Source organism: Campylobacter sp. BCW_6467 (genome assembly GCF_001762855.1).
In the GTDB taxonomy this organism is placed as follows: domain Bacteria; phylum Campylobacterota; class Campylobacteria; order Campylobacterales; family Campylobacteraceae; genus Campylobacter_D; species Campylobacter_D jejuni.
This window is the reverse complement of the sequence record NZ_MJXP01000027.1, coordinates 110779-130000: the sequence shown is the minus strand read 5'-3', so window position 1 is coordinate 130000 and position 19222 is coordinate 110779. Positions and strand designations below refer to the sequence as shown.

Sequence of the window (19222 nt, the reverse complement as noted above, 5' to 3'; positions counted from 1 at the left end):
TGGGGTGAAGTCGTAACAAGGTAACCGTAGGAGAACCTGCGGTTGGATCACCTCCTTTCTAGAGTACAAAGTAATAAGTCTCACAACTATTACTTCAATATATAAACTCAATTGATTCTTGTTTAGATTTCAAAGATTGATGATAAAGCTAATTGTTTATGGGGAATTAGCTCAGCTGGGAGAGCGCCTGCTTTGCACGCAGGAGGTCAGCGGTTCGATCCCGCTATTCTCCACCATTTATTAAGGGCCTATAGCTCAGCTGGTTAGAGTGCACCCCTGATAAGGGTGAGGTCACAAGTTCAAGTCTTGTTAGGCCCACCATAAAAAAGATTTGAATAAAAAAGCTTTAAAATCTAAAGCAAGTATATAAAGTAGATTAAATATAAAATATAAACTCTATACTTAGATTTATTTTTATCTTTAACTATAAAAGAATATACTTTTTAATAGATATAAATAGCATATACATTATGTATTTATATTTATAATGATTATGTTAATATATATACTTCCTTTAGGTTTTAAACCTAAATGTTCTTTTTAATTATCATTGTTAAGAGTCACAAGCAAGTTTTAATAAAAACAATTTTACAGGACTTGTTAAAGGATAAAACCTATTTATCTTTTCTTTGGTTTAACTTATATCTTTTAATTATCTTTATTTCTATAATAAAGAGAATATTAGATTTAAGATTTGTAAATTAAAGACAAGTTTCAAACTCACAGCTTAGTTAAGACTAAATCATTTAGTTTTATATTAAGTGTTTGAATGCTTTCCGTCTTAAGATAAAGAAGTCTTATCATAAAAACTTTAACAAGGAAGTGATGCGTTTTAGAATCAATAAAAAAGGTAGAAGTTAGGTTATATCTAACTTTTATGCAAATTGTTTTTTTAGCGATTAAGAATTGAAGCTTTATCTACATTAATTTTTTAATGAATGTTTAGTTTATTTCGTTTTAAGCCTAATATCTTTTAGGTTGGCGGGGTAGGCCTTTAGCTTTGGTTCTTTAGGATGAGCTTTGCTCATCTGCTAAAAGAACATCAAAAGGTAAGCTACTAAGAGCGAATGGTGGATGCCTTGACTGGTAAAGGCGATGAAGGACGTACTAGACTGCGATAAGCTACGGGGAGCTGTCAAGAAGCTTTGATCCGTAGATTTCCGAATGGGGCAACCCAATGTATAGAGATATACATTACCTATATAGGAGCGAACGAGGGGAATTGAAACATCTTAGTACCCTCAGGAAAAGAAATCAATAGAGATTGCGTCAGTAGCGGCGAGCGAAAGCGCAAGAGGGCAAACCCAGTGCTTGCACTGGGGGTTGTAGGACTGCAATGTGCAAGAGCTGAGTTTAGCAGAACATTCTGGAAAGTATAGCCATAGAGGGTGATAGTCCCGTATGCGAAAAACAAAGCTTAGCTAGCAGTATCCTGAGTAGGGCGGGACACGAGGAATCCTGTCTGAATCCGGGTCGACCACGATCCAACCCTAAATACTAATACCAGATCGATAGTGCACAAGTACCGTGAGGGAAAGGTGAAAAGAACTGAGGTGATCAGAGTGAAATAGAACCTGAAACCATTTGCTTACAATCATTCAGAGCACTATGTAGCAATACAGTGTGATGGACTGCCTTTTGCATAATGAGCCTGCGAGTTGTGGTGTCTGGCAAGGTTAAGCAAACGCGAAGCCGTAGCGAAAGCGAGTCTGAATAGGGCGCTTAGTCAGATGCTGCAGACCCGAAACGAAGTGATCTATCCATGAGCAAGTTGAAGCTAGTGTAAGAACTAGTGGAGGACTGAACCCATAGGCGTTGAAAAGCCCCGGGATGACTTGTGGATAGGGGTGAAAGGCCAATCAAACTTCGTGATAGCTGGTTCTCTCCGAAATATATTTAGGTATAGCGTTGTGTCGTAATATAAGGGGGTAGAGCACTGAATGGGCTAGGGCATACACCAATGTACCAAACCCTATCAAACTCCGAATACCTTATATGTAATCACAGCAGTCAGGCGGCGAGTGATAAAATCCGTCGTCAAGAGGGAAACAACCCAGACTACCAGCTAAGGTCCCTAAATCTTACTTAAGTGGAAAACGATGTGAAGTTACTTAAACAACCAGGAGGTTGGCTTAGAAGCAGCCATCCTTTAAAGAAAGCGTAATAGCTCACTGGTCTAGTGATTTTGCGCGGAAAATATAACGGGGCTAAAGTAAGTACCGAAGCTGTAGACTTGCACACAACTTAGATTATTTAAGTTTAGAATATAAAAAACTAAGTTATATGTTTTAAGTTATATTTTTACTGATTTTTATAGAGTAAAGATAGAAACAAAACTTAGTAAAATCAGTAAAAATATTCTTGGTTTAAAGTTTAAGTAGTTTAAGTTGTGTGCAAGTGGTAGGAGAGCGTTCTATTTGCGTCGAAGGTATACCGGTAAGGAGTGCTGGAGCGAATAGAAGTGAGCATGCAGGCATGAGTAGCGATAATTAATGTGAGAATCATTAACGCCGTAAACCCAAGGTTTCCTACGCGATGCTCGTCATCGTAGGGTTAGTCGGGTCCTAAGTCGAGTCCGAAAGGGGTAGACGATGGCAAATTGGTTAATATTCCAATACCAACATTAGTGTGCGATGGAAGGACGCTTAGGGCTAAGGGGGCTAGCGGATGGAAGTGCTAGTCTAAGGTCGTAGGAGCTTATACAGGCAAATCCGTATAACAATACTCCGAGAACTGAAAGGCTTTTTGAAATCTTCGGATGGATAGAAGAACCCCTGATGCCGTCGAGCCAAGAAAAGTTTCTAAGTTTAGCTAATGTTGCCCGTACCGTAAACCGACACAGGTGGGTGGGATGAGTATTCTAAGGCGCGTGGAAGAACTCTCTTTAAGGAACTCTGCAAAATAGCACCGTATCTTCGGTATAAGGTGTGGTTAGCTTTGTATTAGGATTTACTCCGAAAGCAAGGAAACTTACAACAAAGAGTCCCTCCCGACTGTTTACCAAAAACACAGCACTCTGCTAACTCGTAAGAGGATGTATAGGGTGTGACGCCTGCCCGGTGCTCGAAGGTTAATTGATGGGGTTAGCATTAGCGAAGCTCTTGATCGAAGCCCGAGTAAACGGCGGCCGTAACTATAACGGTCCTAAGGTAGCGAAATTCCTTGTCGGTTAAATACCGACCTGCATGAATGGCGTAACGAGATGGGAGCTGTCTCAAAGAGGGATCCAGTGAAATTGTAGTGGAGGTGAAAATTCCTCCTACCCGCGGCAAGACGGAAAGACCCCGTGGACCTTTACTACAGCTTGACACTGCTACTTGGATAAGAATGTGCAGGATAGGTGGGAGGCTTTGAGTATATGACGCCAGTTGTATATGAGCCATTGTTGAGATACCACTCTTTCTTATTTGGGTAGCTAACCAGCTTGAGTTATCCTCAAGTGGGACAATGTCTGGTGGGTAGTTTGACTGGGGCGGTCGCCTCCCAAATAATAACGGAGGCTTACAAAGGTTGGCTCAGAACGGTTGGAAATCGTTCGTAGAGTATAAAGGTATAAGCCAGCTTAACTGCAAGACATACAAGTCAAGCAGAGACGAAAGTCGGTCTTAGTGATCCGGTGGTTCTGTGTGGAAGGGCCATCGCTCAAAGGATAAAAGGTACCCCGGGGATAACAGGCTGATCTCCCCCAAGAGCTCACATCGACGGGGAGGTTTGGCACCTCGATGTCGGCTCATCGCATCCTGGGGCTGGAGCAGGTCCCAAGGGTATGGCTGTTCGCCATTTAAAGCGGTACGCGAGCTGGGTTCAGAACGTCGTGAGACAGTTCGGTCCCTATCTGCCGTGGGCGTAAGAAGATTGAAGAGATTTGACCCTAGTACGAGAGGACCGGGTTGAACAAACCACTGGTGTAGCTGTTGTTCTGCCAAGAGCATCGCAGCGTAGCTAAGTTTGGAAAGGATAAACGCTGAAAGCATCTAAGCGTGAAGCCAACTCTAAGATGAATCTTCTCTAAGCTCTCTAGAAGACTACTAGTTTGATAGGCTGGGTGTGTAATGGATGAAAGTCCTTTAGCTGACCAGTACTAATAGAGCGTTTGGCTTATCTTTAATAAAGCATCACTTCCTTGTTAAGGTTTTTAAGAAAGCTTTGAATATAGATAATATTTAGAGTTTAATAGAAATCTTTCAAGTAAAGTTTATATTAGAACTTGCTCTTAACATTGTTTTTTAAGTATTCTATATAAAAACTTATCAAAGATAAAAGATAAGTAAAGAAGAAAGAAAAACAAAAGAAGAAAGAGAATAAAGAAAAAAGTAAAGAAATAAAAAGATTAAGCTTTATTTTTTAAATTCAATCTTTCAAAGAATATTTAAATAACAATGTCCGTGATTATACAGATGTGGAAACGCCTTGCTCCATCCCGAACCAAGAAGCTAAGCACATCGTGGGTGATGATACTACGCCTTACTGGCAGGGGGAAAGTAGCTCATTGCGGACTTGTTAAATGTCTTCATTGCTTACTTTATATATAAATCCTATGTTTATTTTTATTGTTGTTTTAGATGGTGTTTGAAATAGTGTTTAAAAAAAGAGTTTGTTACTGGTTAGGGTTTTTAGAGAGAATAGGGTGTTTTTAGGGGTTTGGAAAGTTAAGTATATTTGTATGGATTGTAAAATAAATTAAATTTTATTCACACATTCTTTAAAGACTTTTCCACGCTCTGAGTAAGAGTTGAACTGATCTAAACTTGCACAAGCGGGACTTAAAAGAGCCACTTCATTGTCTTTTAAGTGATTTGAAATTTCATTTACAGCTTTAGATAAAACTTCACATTTATAGGCTTTCAAATTCGCTTTTTTTGCATAATCAAGCATTTTTTCGGTACTAATACCTATAGCATAGAGTTCTATATCAAATCCTTTCATAAAATCAAATAAATTGCTAAGATCTACACCCTTATCATCTCCCCCTATGATGAGATGAATTTTTTTATCTTTATAGCGACTAAGTGCAGCCATTACCGCACTTTCATTTGTAGCTTTAGTGTCATTTACCCAAAGCCTATTTTGACTGTCTTTAAGCTCTTCGAGTTTATTTTTTTCCATTACAAAGCTATTTAAAAGCTCATAGCTTAAAGTATCAAGTAGAATTTTTTCTATAGCTAAAGCCATGATAGCATCGAGTAAAAAAGGACTTTTAAAGGAAATTTTTTCCGTATCAATGCCAAATTTAACAGCTAGATCTTTTTCATCTTCATAGCTTATTTTATGAGCTTTTGTTGGAGTATTTGCATAAATTTTAGGCAGTATTGCTACATCACATTCATTCATTCTTTTTAAAACGCTTAGCTTATCTTGAACATAATTATCAAAACTTCCATGCCAAGAAAGATGATCAGGACTTATAGGTAAAAGTGCATAAATTTCAGGTTTAGCTTTATGAGTGTAGTGTAGGGTGAAAGATGAAGTTTCAAGTATCCAAAGTTTTGCATAAGGATCAAGCTCTGCTAAAGGAGTTCCAACATTTCCACCCATAACAGCACCAATGTGTGATAATAAATGTGTAGCCATTTGAGTGGTAGTAGTTTTGCCATTGGTTCCGCTTATCCAAACGGATTTTGGCATGATATCATAAAAAAAGTCATATTCGCTTTGTAAATTTTTTGCTTTTTGAATGAGTTTGTGCTTTGGTGGAAAACCTGGACTAGGAATTTCAATATCGCTTAAATTATCATCAAAATCATTAGGATTTAAAAGTAAATTTCCTAGTGTATCTTTTTTTGTTTCTGTAAAATGATCATCATAGATATCAAAAGGCCCAAATTTATCTACCAAATTTTCAGCAATAGCACGTGTGGTTTTTCCGTATCCAAAAAGTGAAATTTTCATTATCTTAGCTTTATTGATGCAAGTGCAAGTAAATTTGAAAGTAGGGCTATCATCCAAAAACGCACTATAATTTTATTTTCTACCCAGCCAACTTTTTCAAAATGATGATGAATAGGTGCCATTTTAAAGACTCTTTTATTAAAAATTTTAAAACTTCCAACTTGTAAAATTACAGAAACAGTTTCAAGAACAAAAACAAAACCTATGAGTAAAAGTAAAATTTCATTTTTGCTAATGATAGCTAAAAATCCTATGAATCCACCTAAAGCTAAACTTCCGCTATCCCCCATAAAAACCTGTGCAGGATAACAGTTGTACCATAAAAATCCCATTAAAGCACCGATTAATGCAGCGCAAATAATCACCACTTCACCAAGTCCTTGAATTTTTGGCAAAAGTAAATATTCACTATAATTTAAATTTCCGCTCAAATATAAGAATATCCCTAAAGTAGATAAAGAAAAAATACTTGGAACTGTAGCTAAGCCATCAAGTCCATCGGTTAAATTTACAGCATTAGAGCTAGAAATTAAAACCAAAATCCAAAAAGCAATGGCAAAAATTTCCATATCAAAAAGAGGGTGTTTATAAAAAGGTATAAAAAGTTCCGTGCTAAGCTCTGAACTAAAATATAAAGGTAAGATGCAAATAAGTCCAGCGATGATTTGTGCTAAAAGCTTCATTCTTGGACTAAGTCCTGAATGATTATCTTTTTTTAGAACTTTGCCTAAATCATCTATGAGACCTATCAAACAAAAAAGTATCAAACAAAGTAAAGCACTTATAGCAAAAATATTATCAAATTTGATACAAAATAAACTTGCAATTACTGCAGAACTGATGAAAATAAGCCCACCCATGGTTGGAGTATGGCATTTGGTTTTATGAGTTTCTGGGGCGTATTCGTAAATAGGTTGACTAGCATTTTTAGCTTTTGCCCAAGTAATAAATTTAGGCATTAAAAATAAAGACAAACATAAAGCGATAAAAAATGCAAATCCTGCACGCACACTAATATAAGTAAAAAAAGCATAATGACTTAAATCTGAAAGATAATACAAAACCTAGCCTTCTTTTTGGTTTTTAAAAGTTTAATTTTAGTAAAATCTAACCAAAAAAATTCTTATAAAAGAGAGAAAAATGAAGCAAAAATGCGTTTTAATTATTACAGATGGAATAGGGTATAATAAGAATAGTAAGTTTAATGCTTTTGAAGCAGCTAAAAAACCAAGTTATGAAAAGCTTTTTAAGGAAGTCCCAAATTCTTTACTAAAAACGAGTGGTTTAGCTGTAGGTTTGCCAGAAGGGCAGATGGGAAATAGTGAAGTAGGGCATATGTGTATAGGAAGTGGGCGTGTTATTTATCAAAATTTAGTGCGTATTAATAAAACCATTGAAAACAAAGAACTTGAAAAAAATGAGAATTTACAAAAACTTTTAGCAAAATGTAAAAGAGTGCATATTATAGGGCTTTATAGCGATGGCGGGGTGCATTCTATGGATACGCATTTTAAAGCCATGCTTGAAATTTGTGCGAAAAATGGCAATGAAGTTTTTGCTCACGCAATCACTGATGGGCGTGATGTAAGTCCAAAAAGTGGCTTAAATTTCATAAAAGATTTAAAAGAATTTTGTGAAAATTTAGGCGTGCATTTTGCTACGCTTTGTGGGCGTTTTTATGCTATGGATAGAGATAAGCGTTGGGATAGGGTGAAAGAATATTATGAGTGCTTGTTAGGTAAGGCTTATAAAGTGCCAAATTTATTAGAATACCTACAAAAATCTTACGATGAAAATATTACTGATGAGTTTATTAAAGCAGCTCAAAATGAGAATTACAAGGGCATGAGAGAAGAAGATGGCATTATCTTTATCAACTTTAGAAATGATAGAATGAAACAACTTGTTGAAGTGTTAAATTCCAAGGATTTTAAAGAGTTTGAACGCGAAAAAATCTTTGAAAATTTACTTACTATGAGTGTTTATGATGATAAATTTAAACTCCCTGTGCTTTTTGAAAAAGAAAAAATTGAAAATACTTTAGCTCAAGTGATTTCTAAAGCAGGGCTTAGTCAGCTTCATACCGCAGAAACCGAAAAATATGCCCATGTAACTTTCTTTTTTAATGGCGGAAAAGAAGAGCTTTTAGAAAATGAAACAAGGGTTTTAATCCCAAGTCCTAAGGTAAAAACTTATGATGAAAAACCCCAAATGAGCGCTTTTGAAGTGTGTAATGCAGTGAAAAAAGGTATAGAAAAGGGTGAGGATTTTATAGTGGTAAATTTTGCAAATGGAGATATGGTTGGACATACAGGCGATTTTAATGCTGCTATAAAGGCTGTTGAAGCGGTGGATACTTGTTTGGGCGAGATTGTAGAATGTGCAAAAAAGCATGATTATGCTTTTATCATTACAAGTGATCATGGAAATTGCGAGGCTATGCAAGATGAAAAAGGAAATTTGCTTACCAATCACACTACTTTTGATGTTTTTGTTTTTGTGCAAGCAAAGGGAGTTTCAAAGATTAAAGATAATATGGGGCTTAGTAATATAGCTGCAAGCGTGCTTAAAATTTTAGACTTAGAAATTCCAAAAGAAATGAATGAGGCTTTATTTTAGTTTGTTTGCCTTTTTTATAAGAAATTTGTTAAGATTGCAATTTTTAAAATTAAACTTATTAAGGATAGATAATGAAATTTAGTGGAAAAAATGTTTTAATTACTGGAGCAAGTAAGGGAATAGGCGCTTCTATCGCAAAAACTTTGGCGGGTTTTGGACTTAAAGTTTGGATTAATTATCGTTCAAAACCTGAACTTGCAGATGCTTTAAAAGATGAAATTATTGCAAGTGGTGGCGTTGCTGCTGTGATTAAATTTGATGCAAGCAAAGAAGATGAGTTTGAAAATGGTGTAAAAACCATAGTGGAGAGCGATGGAGAATTAAGTTATCTTGTAAATAACGCAGGCATTACAAATGATAAACTTGCTTTAAGAATGAAATTAGAGGACTTTAGTGGCGTTGTGGATACAAATTTAAGCTCAGCTTTTTTAGGTTGTAGAGAAGCTTTAAAAACCATGAGTAAAAAACGCTTTGGTGCTGTTGTAAATATCGCTTCTATTGTCGGAGAAATGGGTAATGCTGGACAAGTAAATTATTCTGCTAGTAAAGGTGGAATGATAGCTATGACTAAATCTTTTGCTAAAGAAGGAGCAAGTAGAAATTTACGCTTTAACTGTGTAACTCCAGGTTTCATAAAAAGCGATATGACTGAAGTTTTAAGCGATGAAATCAAACAAGCTTATCAAGATAATATCCCTTTAAAACGCTTTGCAGAACCTGAAGAAGTGGCTAATTGTGTAGCGTTTTTACTTAGTGATTATGCCTCTTATGTGACAGGCGATGTGCTTAAGATCAATGGTGGTTTATATATGTAAGGAAAAATGATGGATTTAAAAGAAATAGCACAATTTTTAGATGATAATGCACCGGCATTTTTAGCCACTTTAGGAACTTGTGGAAATCCTAGAGTGCGTCCTATACAAAGTCCATTGCTTGTGGGAGATAAAATTTATTTTTGCACAGCAAACACAAAAGGACTTTTTAAACATATAAAAAATTATAGTGGTATTGAATTTTGTTCTTGTTCAAAAGATGGGACTTTTTTAAGACTTAGAGCTAATGCGGTTTTTGAACCAAATTTAGAAGTTAAAAAAATGATGTTCGAAAAATACCCTTATCTTGTAAATCTTTATGAAACTCCACAAAATCCAAAATTTGAAGTTTTTTATCTTGATCATCTAAGCGCTAGAATGCAATTTGCAAATGGAGAATTTAAGCTTTTTAAGGCTTAATGATTTGATAATTTTATTAACTATATATTAATTAAGATAAATATTATCTTAATTAATATTAACTTTTTGTTATTTTTTTAAGGTATAATCATTCCGTTTAATTTGCAAGGAATAGATTATGATATATTGCAAAAATTTTTTAATATTTATTTTATTATATTCATTTATCTTCTTTGATTACTTATCTTATGCTTTTTTATATTTACTAAATTATAAATTTGTTTTTAATCCATTTTATATTGAAAGGAGAGTTTGTTTTTGGATTTTTGGCATGCGGTTATGTAAGATTGACTTACATTAAAAAATTATTATTAATTTTTTTAAATAAGGAGAATGATATGGGTGAATTTTCTAGAAGAGATTTTATAAAAACAGCCTGTATTAGTGTAGGAGCTTTAGCTGCAAGTTCAAGTGGAGTTTATGCCTTAGATGATTCATCTAAGATGGATAAAGATACAAATTTACCTTCTTGCGATGTTTTGGTAATTGGATCAGGTGGAGCAGGTTTGCGTGCTGCAGCCGCAGTGAGAAAAGAAAATCCAAAATTAAGCGTTGTAGTAGCTACAAAGATGATGCCATCTCGTAACGCAACTTGTATGGCAGAGGGTGGAATTAATGGAGTTACTGATTTTTCTAATGGAGATTCCTATAAATTACATGCTTATGATACTATCAAAGGCGGAGCTTACTTGGTAGATCAAGACGCGGCTTTAAAATTTTGTGAATTAGCTGGAAAGGCTATTTTTAATATGGATTTTATAGGAACCTTGTTTTCAAGAAATGAGCAAGGTGGAGTAGCTCAGCGTTTAATGGGAGGAGCTTCTAAGAAACGCTGTAACTATTCTGCAGATAAAACAGGTCATATTTTAATGCATTCTTGTTTAGATGATGCTATTAGTAGTGGTGTGAAATTTTTAATGGATCATGAACTTTTGGATATAGGTGTTGTGGATGGAAAATGCGAGGGTGTCGTTTTAAGAGATATACAAAGCGGTGGAATTTATCCTGTGCTATGCAAAGCTTTGGTAATTGCTACAGGGGGATATACAAGGATATTTTATAATAGAACTTCAACTCCTTTTATTGCCACAGGAGATGGTGTGGCAGCTGCTCTTAGAGCAGGACTTGGTTTTGAAGATCCTGAGATGATACAATTTCACCCAACAGGAGTTGCAAATGGTGGAACTCTTATTACAGAAGCGGCGCGCGGTGAAGGGGGATATCTTTTAAATAATCGTGGTGAGCGTTTTATGAAAAATTACCATGAAAAAATGGAGCTTGCACCGCGAGATGTGGTTGCGCGTGCTATAGAAACAGAAATTCGTGAAGGTAGAGGTTATGGCGAGGGACTTGGAGCTTATGTTTTGTGCGATGTACGCCACTTAGGAAAAGAAAAAATTTTAAAAGATTTACCAAAAATTCGTCACACTGCAATGCTTTTTGAAAATATTGATTTAGTAGATACTCCTGTACCTATCCGTCCAACGGCGCATTATTCTATGGGTGGAATTGAAGTGGCTAAATTTGAAGATATGAGTACTAAAATTGCTGGAATTTATGTAGGTGGAGAAGCTTCTTGTATTTCTATACATGGAGCTAATAGACTAGGGGGAAATTCTTTAGCCGATGCCGTTGTAACGGGGCATTTAGCAGGCATTGGTGCGACAAATTATGCTAAAGATGCAAGTTTTGGAAAAGGGGCAAAAACTCATGAACTTGCTCAAAAATGGCAGGCTAGATTTAAAGAAATTACAAATAATGGCGGAAATGGTCAAGAAATGTATGAATTGCGAGAAGAGCTAGGAAGTCAAAATTGGGATAATATGGGGATTTTTAGAACTCAAGAAAAACTCGATCTTCTAGCAAAAAATTTAGAAGATATACAAGCAAGATATGAAAAAATTCGTATTCCAAATCCTAATGAAGTGATGAATACTGCTTTTACAGATTATGTGGAGCTTGGCAATTTGATTTTACTTTCTCGTTGTGCTTGTTTAGCAGCTAGAAATAGACTTGAAAGTCGTGGGGCTCATACTAGAGAAGATTATCCAAAGCGAGATGATAAAAATTTCTTAAAACATAGCATTGTAAATTTAGAAAATGATGAATTAAAACTTAGTTATAAAGATGTCGTGGTAACTGAGTTTTCACTTGATGGAAGGAGAGTACAATGAAAATCATCATAGATCGTTTTAATGGCAAGGAAAAATATGAACAAAGTTATGATATTGATGATAAGGATATACAGGGAAAAACTCTGCTCTCTCTTTTGCTTTTTATCAAAAAAACAAAAGATATTACTTTAAATTTTACCGCCTCTTGTCAATCTGCAATTTGTGGGGCTTGTGCAGTGCGTGTGAATGGGCATTCTTATCTTGCTTGTGATACTAAAATGCAAGATTTGTTAAAAGAATATAATAATCCTTCAAGTATACGCATTTCTCCGCTTGGAAATTTTAGAGTAATTTCTGATTTAATTGTGGATTGGGAGCCTTCTATAGAAAATTTAAGAAAAATTCGTCCTGCCATGGTGGCAAAAAATGAATTTTCAGCGGAAAAGGGCTGTAAACAAAGTCAAGAAGAATTTGATCGTATTAGCAAGCAATGGGATTGTATTTTATGTGGTAGCTGTGCCTCAGAGTGTAATAAATTAGAAGCAGATAGTAGCGATTATATGCAACCTTTTGTTTTTACTCATGCTTGGCGTGCAGCGGCAGACTCTCGAGGTAAGGATCCTATGTTGCATGTAAAACCTAGTGTAATGAATGGACTTTGGCTTTGTGTTCATTGTCAAGAGTGCGCTGATCGTTGTCCAAAGGGTATAAGTTCAGTAAGTGATATAGCAAATTTAAGAGTGATGGCGATTAAAAAAGGTTTAAATGAAGGCTTAGGGCCTGATCATGCTGAAGCTTTTTATAAAGATTTAGTTGAAGGTTCAGGACGCTTGAATGAAATTTATCTTGCTTTGCGTTCTGAGGGTGTTATAGGTTCTATGGGCAAAACAGATATAGCTTTTAAACTTATGCGCGCAGGAAAAATGAATCCTATGCATGTTTTTGGCGAGGATGAAATAGAAGGGCATAAAGATTTGGTTAAAATGATAAAGGCGGCACAAGAAGCTGCTGTTAAGGAGTAAAATATGCAAAAAGAATACGCTTTTTTTCCAGGTTGTGTTTTATCTCAAGCTGCAAAAGAATCTAAAATTTCACTTGAAGCTATTGCACCTATTTTGGGTTGGAAATTAAATGAAATTAAGGGATGGAGTTGTTGTGGGGCTTCTCAAGCGCAGTGTGTTGATCCTATTGCGACTTTGGTAGCTAATGCAAGAAATATTGCTTTAGCAGAAGAGATGAAAATGCCAATGCTTACAACTTGTAGTACTTGTATGCTAACTTTAACTAAAGCAAAAAATACTCTTGATAAGGGTGCAAAAGAACGCATAAATACTTTTTTAGCACAAGGTGGAATGAAATATCAAGGTTCAACGCCTATTACAAGTCTTTTGTGGGAGCTTTATGAGGATTTGGATAATTTAAAAAGCAAGGTGAAAAAGCCGCTTTCAAATTTAAAAGTAGCTTTATTTTATGGTTGTCATAGTTTAAGACCTGAAGATACTTTCGGTAAAAAAGAAAGTTCAACCAATCCAAAAAGTTTTGAAAGTGTAGTAGAAGTTTTAGGGGCTAAAATAGTTCCTTTTGAAAAACGCCTTGATTGTTGTGGTTTTCATGCTTCTTATCCTGCAGAAAAATCTGTGAAAAAAATGTCTAGTCAAATTGTCAATAATGCAAGTGAAAATCAAGCTGATTGTGTTGTAACACCTTGTCCACTTTGTCAAATGCAGCTTGATATCTATCAAGAAAGATTTCAAGATTATACTAATTCTAAAGCAAGATTGCCTATTATTCATTTATCACAATTAGTAGGACTTGCATTAGGACTTTCTAAAGAAACGGTTGGTTTAGATTATAATATTATTGATGCAAGTAAAATTGCATAAAAACATGGGCAAAAAGCCCATGTTTAAAGATTTAATTCCATTCTTAAAGAATGCTCCCAAAAAGCCACTTCCAAGCGTGTTACAGTATGAAAAATTTCGCTGAGTTTTTGGAATTTTTGTGCACTAACACTTGAAGTATAAGAATTAACAAAATCTTCAAATTCTTTAGCTTCATTTTGAAAATTTTCACTTCCATAGGTCAAAATCCATTCCTTGTAAGGATGATCTTTTAAATTTTCATTTTTTAAACGATTTATAATTTCAGCACCTATTTTTGCATAGCCTATAGCGCAAGCACTAAGAGCAACTAACATATCTAAAAAATCTCCATTTTCACCTACGCTTAACATATAACGCGAATAGGCTATATTGACTAAACTTTCATCTTTTATATCGAGTTCATCTGCATTAATGCCAAGAGATAAAATTGCACGATGAAGCTCCATTTCTCCTTCAACTATATAATTTTGAAATTTCATAGCAAAACGAAGTTCTTTTGCGGTATTTGAGTTAAGTGCTAATCTTGCATAACATTTTGCGTAATTAAGCAAATAAATATAATCTTACTTGAGATAAAAAAGAAAATTTTCTTGCTTTAGGCTTTTATCTTCCAATTTTTTAACAAAATCATGATGTAGATAAGCATTCCAAATTTTTTGATTTTCTTTGATTAAATTAGAGAAAAGCATTATTTTTCCTTTATGTTTTAATATTTTATTTTCAAGTATAATGAAAAACTATAAATATTTTAAGCTTTTTATAGTAAAATACGCTTTATTTTAATTTTTTGAAGGAGAACAAATGGCAACATTTGATGATGTAAAAGCAGTAGTAGTAGAGCAATTAAGTATTGATGCAGATGCAGTTAAAATGGAATCAAAAATTATTGAAGATTTAGGTGCTGATTCTTTAGATGTTGTAGAGCTTATTATGGCTTTAGAAGAAAAATTTGAAGTAGAAATTCCAGATAGTGATGCTGAAAAATTAATTAAAATTGAAGATGTTGTAAATTATATTGATAATCTAAAAAAATAATTTTTTTCTTGCAAGGAGCTTATTCTTGAAAAGAGTTGTAGTTACAGGTATTGGTATGATCAATGCCCTTGGTTTAGATAAAGAAAGTTCATTTAAAGCAATTTGCAATGGAGAAAGCGGAGTAAATAAAATTACTCTTTTTGATGCCACAGACTTTCCTGTTCAAATTGCAGCTGAAGTTAAAAATTTTGATCCATTAGAGGTTGTTGATGGCAAAGAGGTAAAAAAAATTGACCGTTTCATACAACTTGGAATTAAAGCAGCAAGAGAAGCAATGCAGGATGCTGGATTTAGCGAAGAATTAGACAAAGAAGAATTTGGCATTGTTTCGGCTGCTGGTATTGGAGGTTTGCCTAACATAGAAAAAAATTCCATTATTTGTTCCGAGCGAGGTCCGCGTAAAATTTCCCCTTTTTTCATACCTTCGGCACTTGTAAATATGTTAGGAGGTTTGATTTCTATAGAGCATGGACTTAAAGGGCCAAATATTTCTTGTGTTACAGCTTGTGCAGCAGGAACTCATGCTATAGGAGAAGCTTATAAAAGTATAGCTTTGGGAAATGCTAAAAAGATGTTAGTCATAGGTGCAGAAGCTGCGATTTGTCCTGTGGGTATAGGTGGTTTTGCTTCAATGAAAGCTTTATCAACTAGAAATGAAGATCCACAGCATGCTTCAAGACCATTTGACAAAGAAAGAGATGGTTTTGTCATGGGAGAAGGTGCTGGAGCTTTGATTTTTGAGGAATATGAAGAGGCTAAAAAACGCAGTGCTACAATTTATGCTGAATTAATTGGATTTGGAGAAAGTGCAGATGCGCATCATATTACTTCACCAACTTTAGATGGGCCTTTAAGAGCTATGAAAAAAGCTTTAAATATGGCAGGGAATCCAAAGGTAGATTATATCAATGCACATGGAACTTCAACTCCTATAAATGACAAAAATGAAACAGCAGCAATTAAAGAGCTTTTTGGTGATAATATCCCACTTATAAGTTCCACCAAAGGACAAACAGGTCATTGCTTGGGTGCTGCAGGTGCAATTGAAGCAGTTGTTAGTGTTATGGCTTTAAGAGATGGGGTAGTTCCACCTACAATCAATCAGCTTGTAAAAGATGATGAATGTGATCTTGATTATGTTCCAAATATATCAAGAAAAGTAGATTTAAAAGTGGTGATGAGCAATTCTTTTGGTTTTGGTGGCACAAATGGCTGCGTTGTATTTAAAAAAGTAGATTAATATGGCTTCTTATTTGGATTTTGAAAAAAATATTCAGCAAATTGATGAAGACATTATCAATGCTCAGATTAAAGGAGACACTGAGGCTGTATCGATTTTAAAGAAAAATCTTGAAAAAGAAATTTCTAAAACTTATAAGAATTTAAGCGATTTTCAACGTTTGCAATTAGCGCGTCATCCAGATCGCCCTTATGCTCTTGACTATATTGAACTTATTTTAAATGACGCTCACGAAATACATGGTGATCGTGCCTTTAGAGATGATCCTGCTATTGTTTGTTTTATGGGTTATTTAGGAGAGAAAAAAATAATTGTAATTGGTGAGCAAAAAGGACGTGGAACAAAAGATAAAATCGCTAGAAATTTTGGGATGCCACATCCTGAAGGATATCGTAAAGCCTTAAGAGTAGCAAGACTTGCAGAGAAATTTCAAATTCCTATTTTATTTTTAATAGATACTCCAGGTGCTTATCCTGGAATAGGTGCTGAAGAAAGAGGGCAAAGTGAAGCTATCGCTAGAAATTTATATGAATTAAGTGATTTGAAAATACCGACCATTGCTATAGTTATCGGAGAAGGTGGTAGTGGCGGGGCGTTAGCTATAGGGGTTGCAGATAGACTTGCAATGATGAAAAATTCTGTTTTTTCAGTAATTTCTCCTGAAGGTTGTGCTGCAATACTTTGGAATGATCCTGCAAAAAGTGAAGCTGCAACCAAGGCTATGAAGGTAACGGCTGATGATTTAAAATCTCAAGGTTTAATTGATGATGTTATAGATGAGCCTACAAATGGTGCACATCGTAATAAAGAAGCTGCAGCAGTAGCTATTGCTGATTATGTAAAAAAATCTCTAAATGAACTTGAAAATATTGACGTACGAGAACTTTCTGCAAATCGTATGCAGAAAATTTTAAAGCTTGGAGCCTATCAAGAGGCTTAGGCTTTTACTTCGCTTTTTTAAATAATTTTATTATTTATAATTGTTATCAAAATTAAGTTAATTAAAAGTATTCTTTTTTTATACTTCAAAAATGATTTTAAATATCAAAATAATTATTTTTTAAAGGAATTAATTTGACTCAAATTAAAAATATGAAATTTAAAAAAAGTTTACTGTGTTTTTTAATTTTATCTGGAGCTTTGTTAAAAGCAGAAGAAAAATATCAACTTAATGATGTTGTGGTTAGTGCTAGTGGTTTTGAACAAGATTTGGTTGATGCGCCTGCTAGTATTTCTATCATTACAAAAGAAGAGCTTGAAAAAAAGCCAATTAAGGATATAGGGGAGGCTATAGGAGATATTCCAGGTGTAGATGTGACTATGAATAAAACAGGCACTTATGATTTTAGCATACGAGGTTTTGGTAGTTCTTATACTCTAGTTTTAATTGATGGAAAACGTCAAAGTGTTGCAAATGGGTTTTATGATAATGGTTTTAGTGGCAGTGAGTCAGGATATCTACCACCTTTGTCTATGATAGAGCGTATTGAGGTTATACGTGGTCCAGCTTCTACACTTTATGGCAGTGATGCTGTAGGTGGTGTGATAAATATTATCACTAAGAAAAATCCTGATAAGACTGAGGCAAATATAGAATTTAACACTCTTTTACAACAGCACTCTAATCACTATGGCAATGCTGGGGGATTTAATGCTTATGTGGCAACTCCTTTGATTGAAGATACATTATCAATTTCTGCAAGGTTGAAGTATTATGATAAGGCAACTTCTGATTTAAAATGGCCTACACCGGTTTGGAATAGTAGTCAACAAAGACCTGATAATTATCAAATTGCTAGTCATAGTCCAGGTGCTTTTACTAGTTTAGGTTTTGGTTCTAGGCTTAATTGGACAGTAAATGATAAAAATAATATATATTTTGATATAGAACGATATATTAATGAAATTTCAGTGAATTCTACAAGTAGTAGGGCTATTAAAAGCGAAAGACAACTTTTTAAGGATAATATTGTTTTAAATCATGATGGTAACTATGATTTTGGTTCAACTAACTCATATTTACAATATGGTAGTACTAAGGATAAAGAATTACATAGTCAAATTTGGGTAGGAGAAGGTAAGGTTGTTTTACCTTGGAATTTAGGTCAGTACGGTAATTTAGTAAATACCTTTGGTGTAAGGATTGATTATGAGATGTTAAAAAATGATCAAGCAAGCGCAGGTAGTCAAATAAGAGGTAAAAATCTTGATCAAACCACGGTTGCGCTTTATGGGGAAAATGAGTATTTTATAACAGATGATTTGATTTTTACTACAGGTTTACGTTATATTTATAGCGATTTGTTTGATTCTGAATTTACGCCTAGGGTTTATTTGGTTTATCACTTAAATGATAATATAGCCTTTAAAGGAGGTGTTTCAAAAGGCTATAAAACTCCTGCTGCTAAGGAGTTGACAAATGGATATTATAATTATAGCAATGACAATGCTTATTTTGGAAACCCTGACTTAAAACCAGAAGAAAGTATAAATTATGAATTGGGTGTTGATTTTAGGATATTTGATTTTGCACATTATTCTATCACAGGATTTATTACTGATTTTACAAATCAAATCAGTAGTGAAGATTTAACAGGTCTATTAAATGGTATTAATTGCGATGATAATACTTGTACGCGTCCTATTAATCTTGGAAAAACACAGACTAAAGGTGTAGAATTTGCATTTAATACCAAAACTTACAATGGCTTTAGCCTAAATTCAAGTTATACTTTTATGGATAATCACTACAAAGATGGTCAAAAAAATTGGTTTGGTGGTGATAGAATAGAAAATTTACCAAGGCATATAGCAATGTTAAAATTAAACTATGAGCGAGGTAAATTTAGTTCCTATATAAAAACACGAGCAAGACTTGATACTATAGCTAAAGCAAAAGGTGGCGGTAATGGTAGTCTGCCATGGCAAAAATATAAGCCTTTTTATATAGTAGATTTAGTGATAAATTATAAAATTAATAAGCAATCTAGCTTAAGTTTTGCAGTACAAAATCTTTTTGATAAAAATTTCTTTGATCCGCAAGTTACTAAATGGGATGGGGCTAATCCTGCTGGATATGCAAATCGTTATCAAAACTATACAGAAGGAAGGAGTTTTTGGTTGAGTTATAAATATGATTTTTAATTTTTTAAGGCTTTAATCATCTTTATATTTTCAAAAAAGCAAAAATAAAGTACAATGTGAAAAATA

13 protein-coding genes, 2 tRNA genes, 3 rRNA genes and 1 pseudogene (1 of these 19 cut by a window edge) are annotated in these 19222 nt (G+C 34.5%); 16 read left to right on the top strand and 3 right to left on the bottom strand.

What is annotated here, in order from left to right:
- From AJ888_RS04535 to rrf, 5 genes are all read left to right on the top strand, one after another.
- A 16S ribosomal RNA gene (locus tag AJ888_RS04535) occupies positions 1-58 on the top strand (it extends 1454 nt beyond the left edge of the window).
- Positions 59-160: 102 nt separating this feature from the next.
- A tRNA-Ala gene (locus AJ888_RS04530) sits at positions 161-236 on the top strand.
- Between the two features lie 8 nt (positions 237-244).
- A tRNA-Ile gene (locus AJ888_RS04525) sits at positions 245-321 on the top strand.
- Positions 322-1047: 726 nt separating this feature from the next.
- A 23S ribosomal RNA gene (locus AJ888_RS04520) occupies positions 1048-4106 on the top strand.
- Positions 4107-4381: 275 nt separating this feature from the next.
- Positions 4382-4498, top strand: a 5S ribosomal RNA gene (rrf, locus tag AJ888_RS04515).
- The 16S, 23S and 5S rRNA genes sit together here with 2 tRNA genes alongside, the layout of an rRNA operon.
- Before the next feature lie 182 nt (positions 4499-4680).
- Here rrf and murD read toward each other — a convergent pair.
- Both murD and mraY read right to left on the bottom strand, forming a co-directional pair.
- Positions 4681-5889 carry a UDP-N-acetylmuramoyl-L-alanine--D-glutamate ligase gene (gene murD / locus AJ888_RS04510; RefSeq protein WP_002861185.1) on the bottom strand — a complete coding sequence of 403 codons (1209 nt, stop codon included), beginning with the start codon at positions 5887-5889 and terminating at the stop codon, positions 4681-4683.
- Positions 5889-6950 (bottom strand): phospho-N-acetylmuramoyl-pentapeptide-transferase, encoded by a 1062-nt coding sequence (gene mraY, locus AJ888_RS04505; protein ID WP_002859004.1) that lies wholly within the window; start codon positions 6948-6950, stop codon positions 5889-5891. The genes murD and mraY overlap by 1 nt, the downstream gene beginning before the upstream one ends.
- 79 nt (positions 6951-7029) lie before the next feature.
- On the opposite strand from mraY, the gene gpmI reads away from it, so the two are divergent.
- From gpmI to sdhE, 7 genes are all read left to right on the top strand, one after another.
- Positions 7030-8508 (top strand): 2,3-bisphosphoglycerate-independent phosphoglycerate mutase, encoded by a 1479-nt coding sequence (gene gpmI, locus AJ888_RS04500; RefSeq protein WP_002861186.1) that lies wholly within the window; start codon positions 7030-7032, stop codon positions 8506-8508.
- Positions 8492-8590, top strand: a complete 99-nt coding sequence (locus AJ888_RS09560) for a hypothetical protein (RefSeq protein ID WP_002869268.1) — start codon at positions 8492-8494, stop codon at positions 8588-8590. The genes gpmI and AJ888_RS09560 overlap by 17 nt, the downstream gene beginning before the upstream one ends.
- Positions 8580-9323: a 3-oxoacyl-ACP reductase FabG gene (gene fabG, locus AJ888_RS04490; RefSeq protein WP_002861187.1), complete on the top strand. Its 744-nt coding sequence runs from the start codon at positions 8580-8582 to the stop codon at positions 9321-9323. The genes AJ888_RS09560 and fabG overlap by 11 nt, the downstream gene beginning before the upstream one ends.
- A gap of 6 nt (positions 9324-9329) precedes the next feature.
- A complete protein-coding gene (locus tag AJ888_RS04485) occupies positions 9330-9740 on the top strand; it encodes a pyridoxamine 5'-phosphate oxidase family protein (protein WP_072223732.1) in 411 nt (136 codons plus the stop codon).
- Between the two features lie 338 nt (positions 9741-10078).
- Positions 10079-11914, top strand: coding sequence for an 8-methylmenaquinol:fumarate reductase flavoprotein subunit (gene sdhA, locus AJ888_RS04480; RefSeq protein WP_002857383.1), 1836 nt, complete (start codon positions 10079-10081; stop codon positions 11912-11914).
- A complete protein-coding gene (gene sdhB, locus AJ888_RS04475) occupies positions 11911-12876 on the top strand; it encodes an 8-methylmenaquinol:fumarate reductase iron-sulfur subunit (protein WP_002871170.1) in 966 nt (321 codons plus the stop codon). The genes sdhA and sdhB overlap by 4 nt, the downstream gene beginning before the upstream one ends.
- Before the next feature lie 3 nt (positions 12877-12879).
- Positions 12880-13737, top strand: a complete 858-nt coding sequence (gene sdhE, locus AJ888_RS04470; RefSeq protein WP_044794418.1) for an 8-methylmenaquinol:fumarate reductase membrane anchor subunit — start codon at positions 12880-12882, stop codon at positions 13735-13737.
- A 23-nt stretch (positions 13738-13760) separates the two neighbouring features.
- On the opposite strand, the pseudogene tenA reads toward sdhE, so the two are convergent.
- Positions 13761-14429: pseudogene (tenA, locus tag AJ888_RS04465) on the bottom strand (thiaminase II).
- 109 nt (positions 14430-14538) lie between these two features.
- Between tenA and acpP the strand changes: the two are divergent.
- From acpP to AJ888_RS04445, 4 genes are all read left to right on the top strand, one after another.
- Positions 14539-14772 carry an acyl carrier protein gene (acpP, locus tag AJ888_RS04460; protein ID WP_002854831.1) on the top strand — a complete coding sequence of 78 codons (234 nt, stop codon included), beginning with the start codon at positions 14539-14541 and terminating at the stop codon, positions 14770-14772.
- Between the two features lie 25 nt (positions 14773-14797).
- Positions 14798-16012 (top strand): beta-ketoacyl-ACP synthase II, encoded by a 1215-nt coding sequence (locus AJ888_RS04455; protein ID WP_002861190.1) that lies wholly within the window; start codon positions 14798-14800, stop codon positions 16010-16012.
- Between the two features lies 1 nt (position 16013).
- On the top strand, positions 16014-16952 hold the full coding sequence (locus AJ888_RS04450) for an acetyl-CoA carboxylase carboxyltransferase subunit alpha (RefSeq protein ID WP_002854780.1): 939 nt from the start codon (positions 16014-16016) through the stop codon (positions 16950-16952).
- 152 nt (positions 16953-17104) lie between these two features.
- Positions 17105-19156 carry a TonB-dependent receptor domain-containing protein gene (locus AJ888_RS04445; protein ID WP_070296146.1) on the top strand — a complete coding sequence of 684 codons (2052 nt, stop codon included), beginning with the start codon at positions 17105-17107 and terminating at the stop codon, positions 19154-19156.
- Positions 19157-19222: the final 66 nt, after the last annotated feature.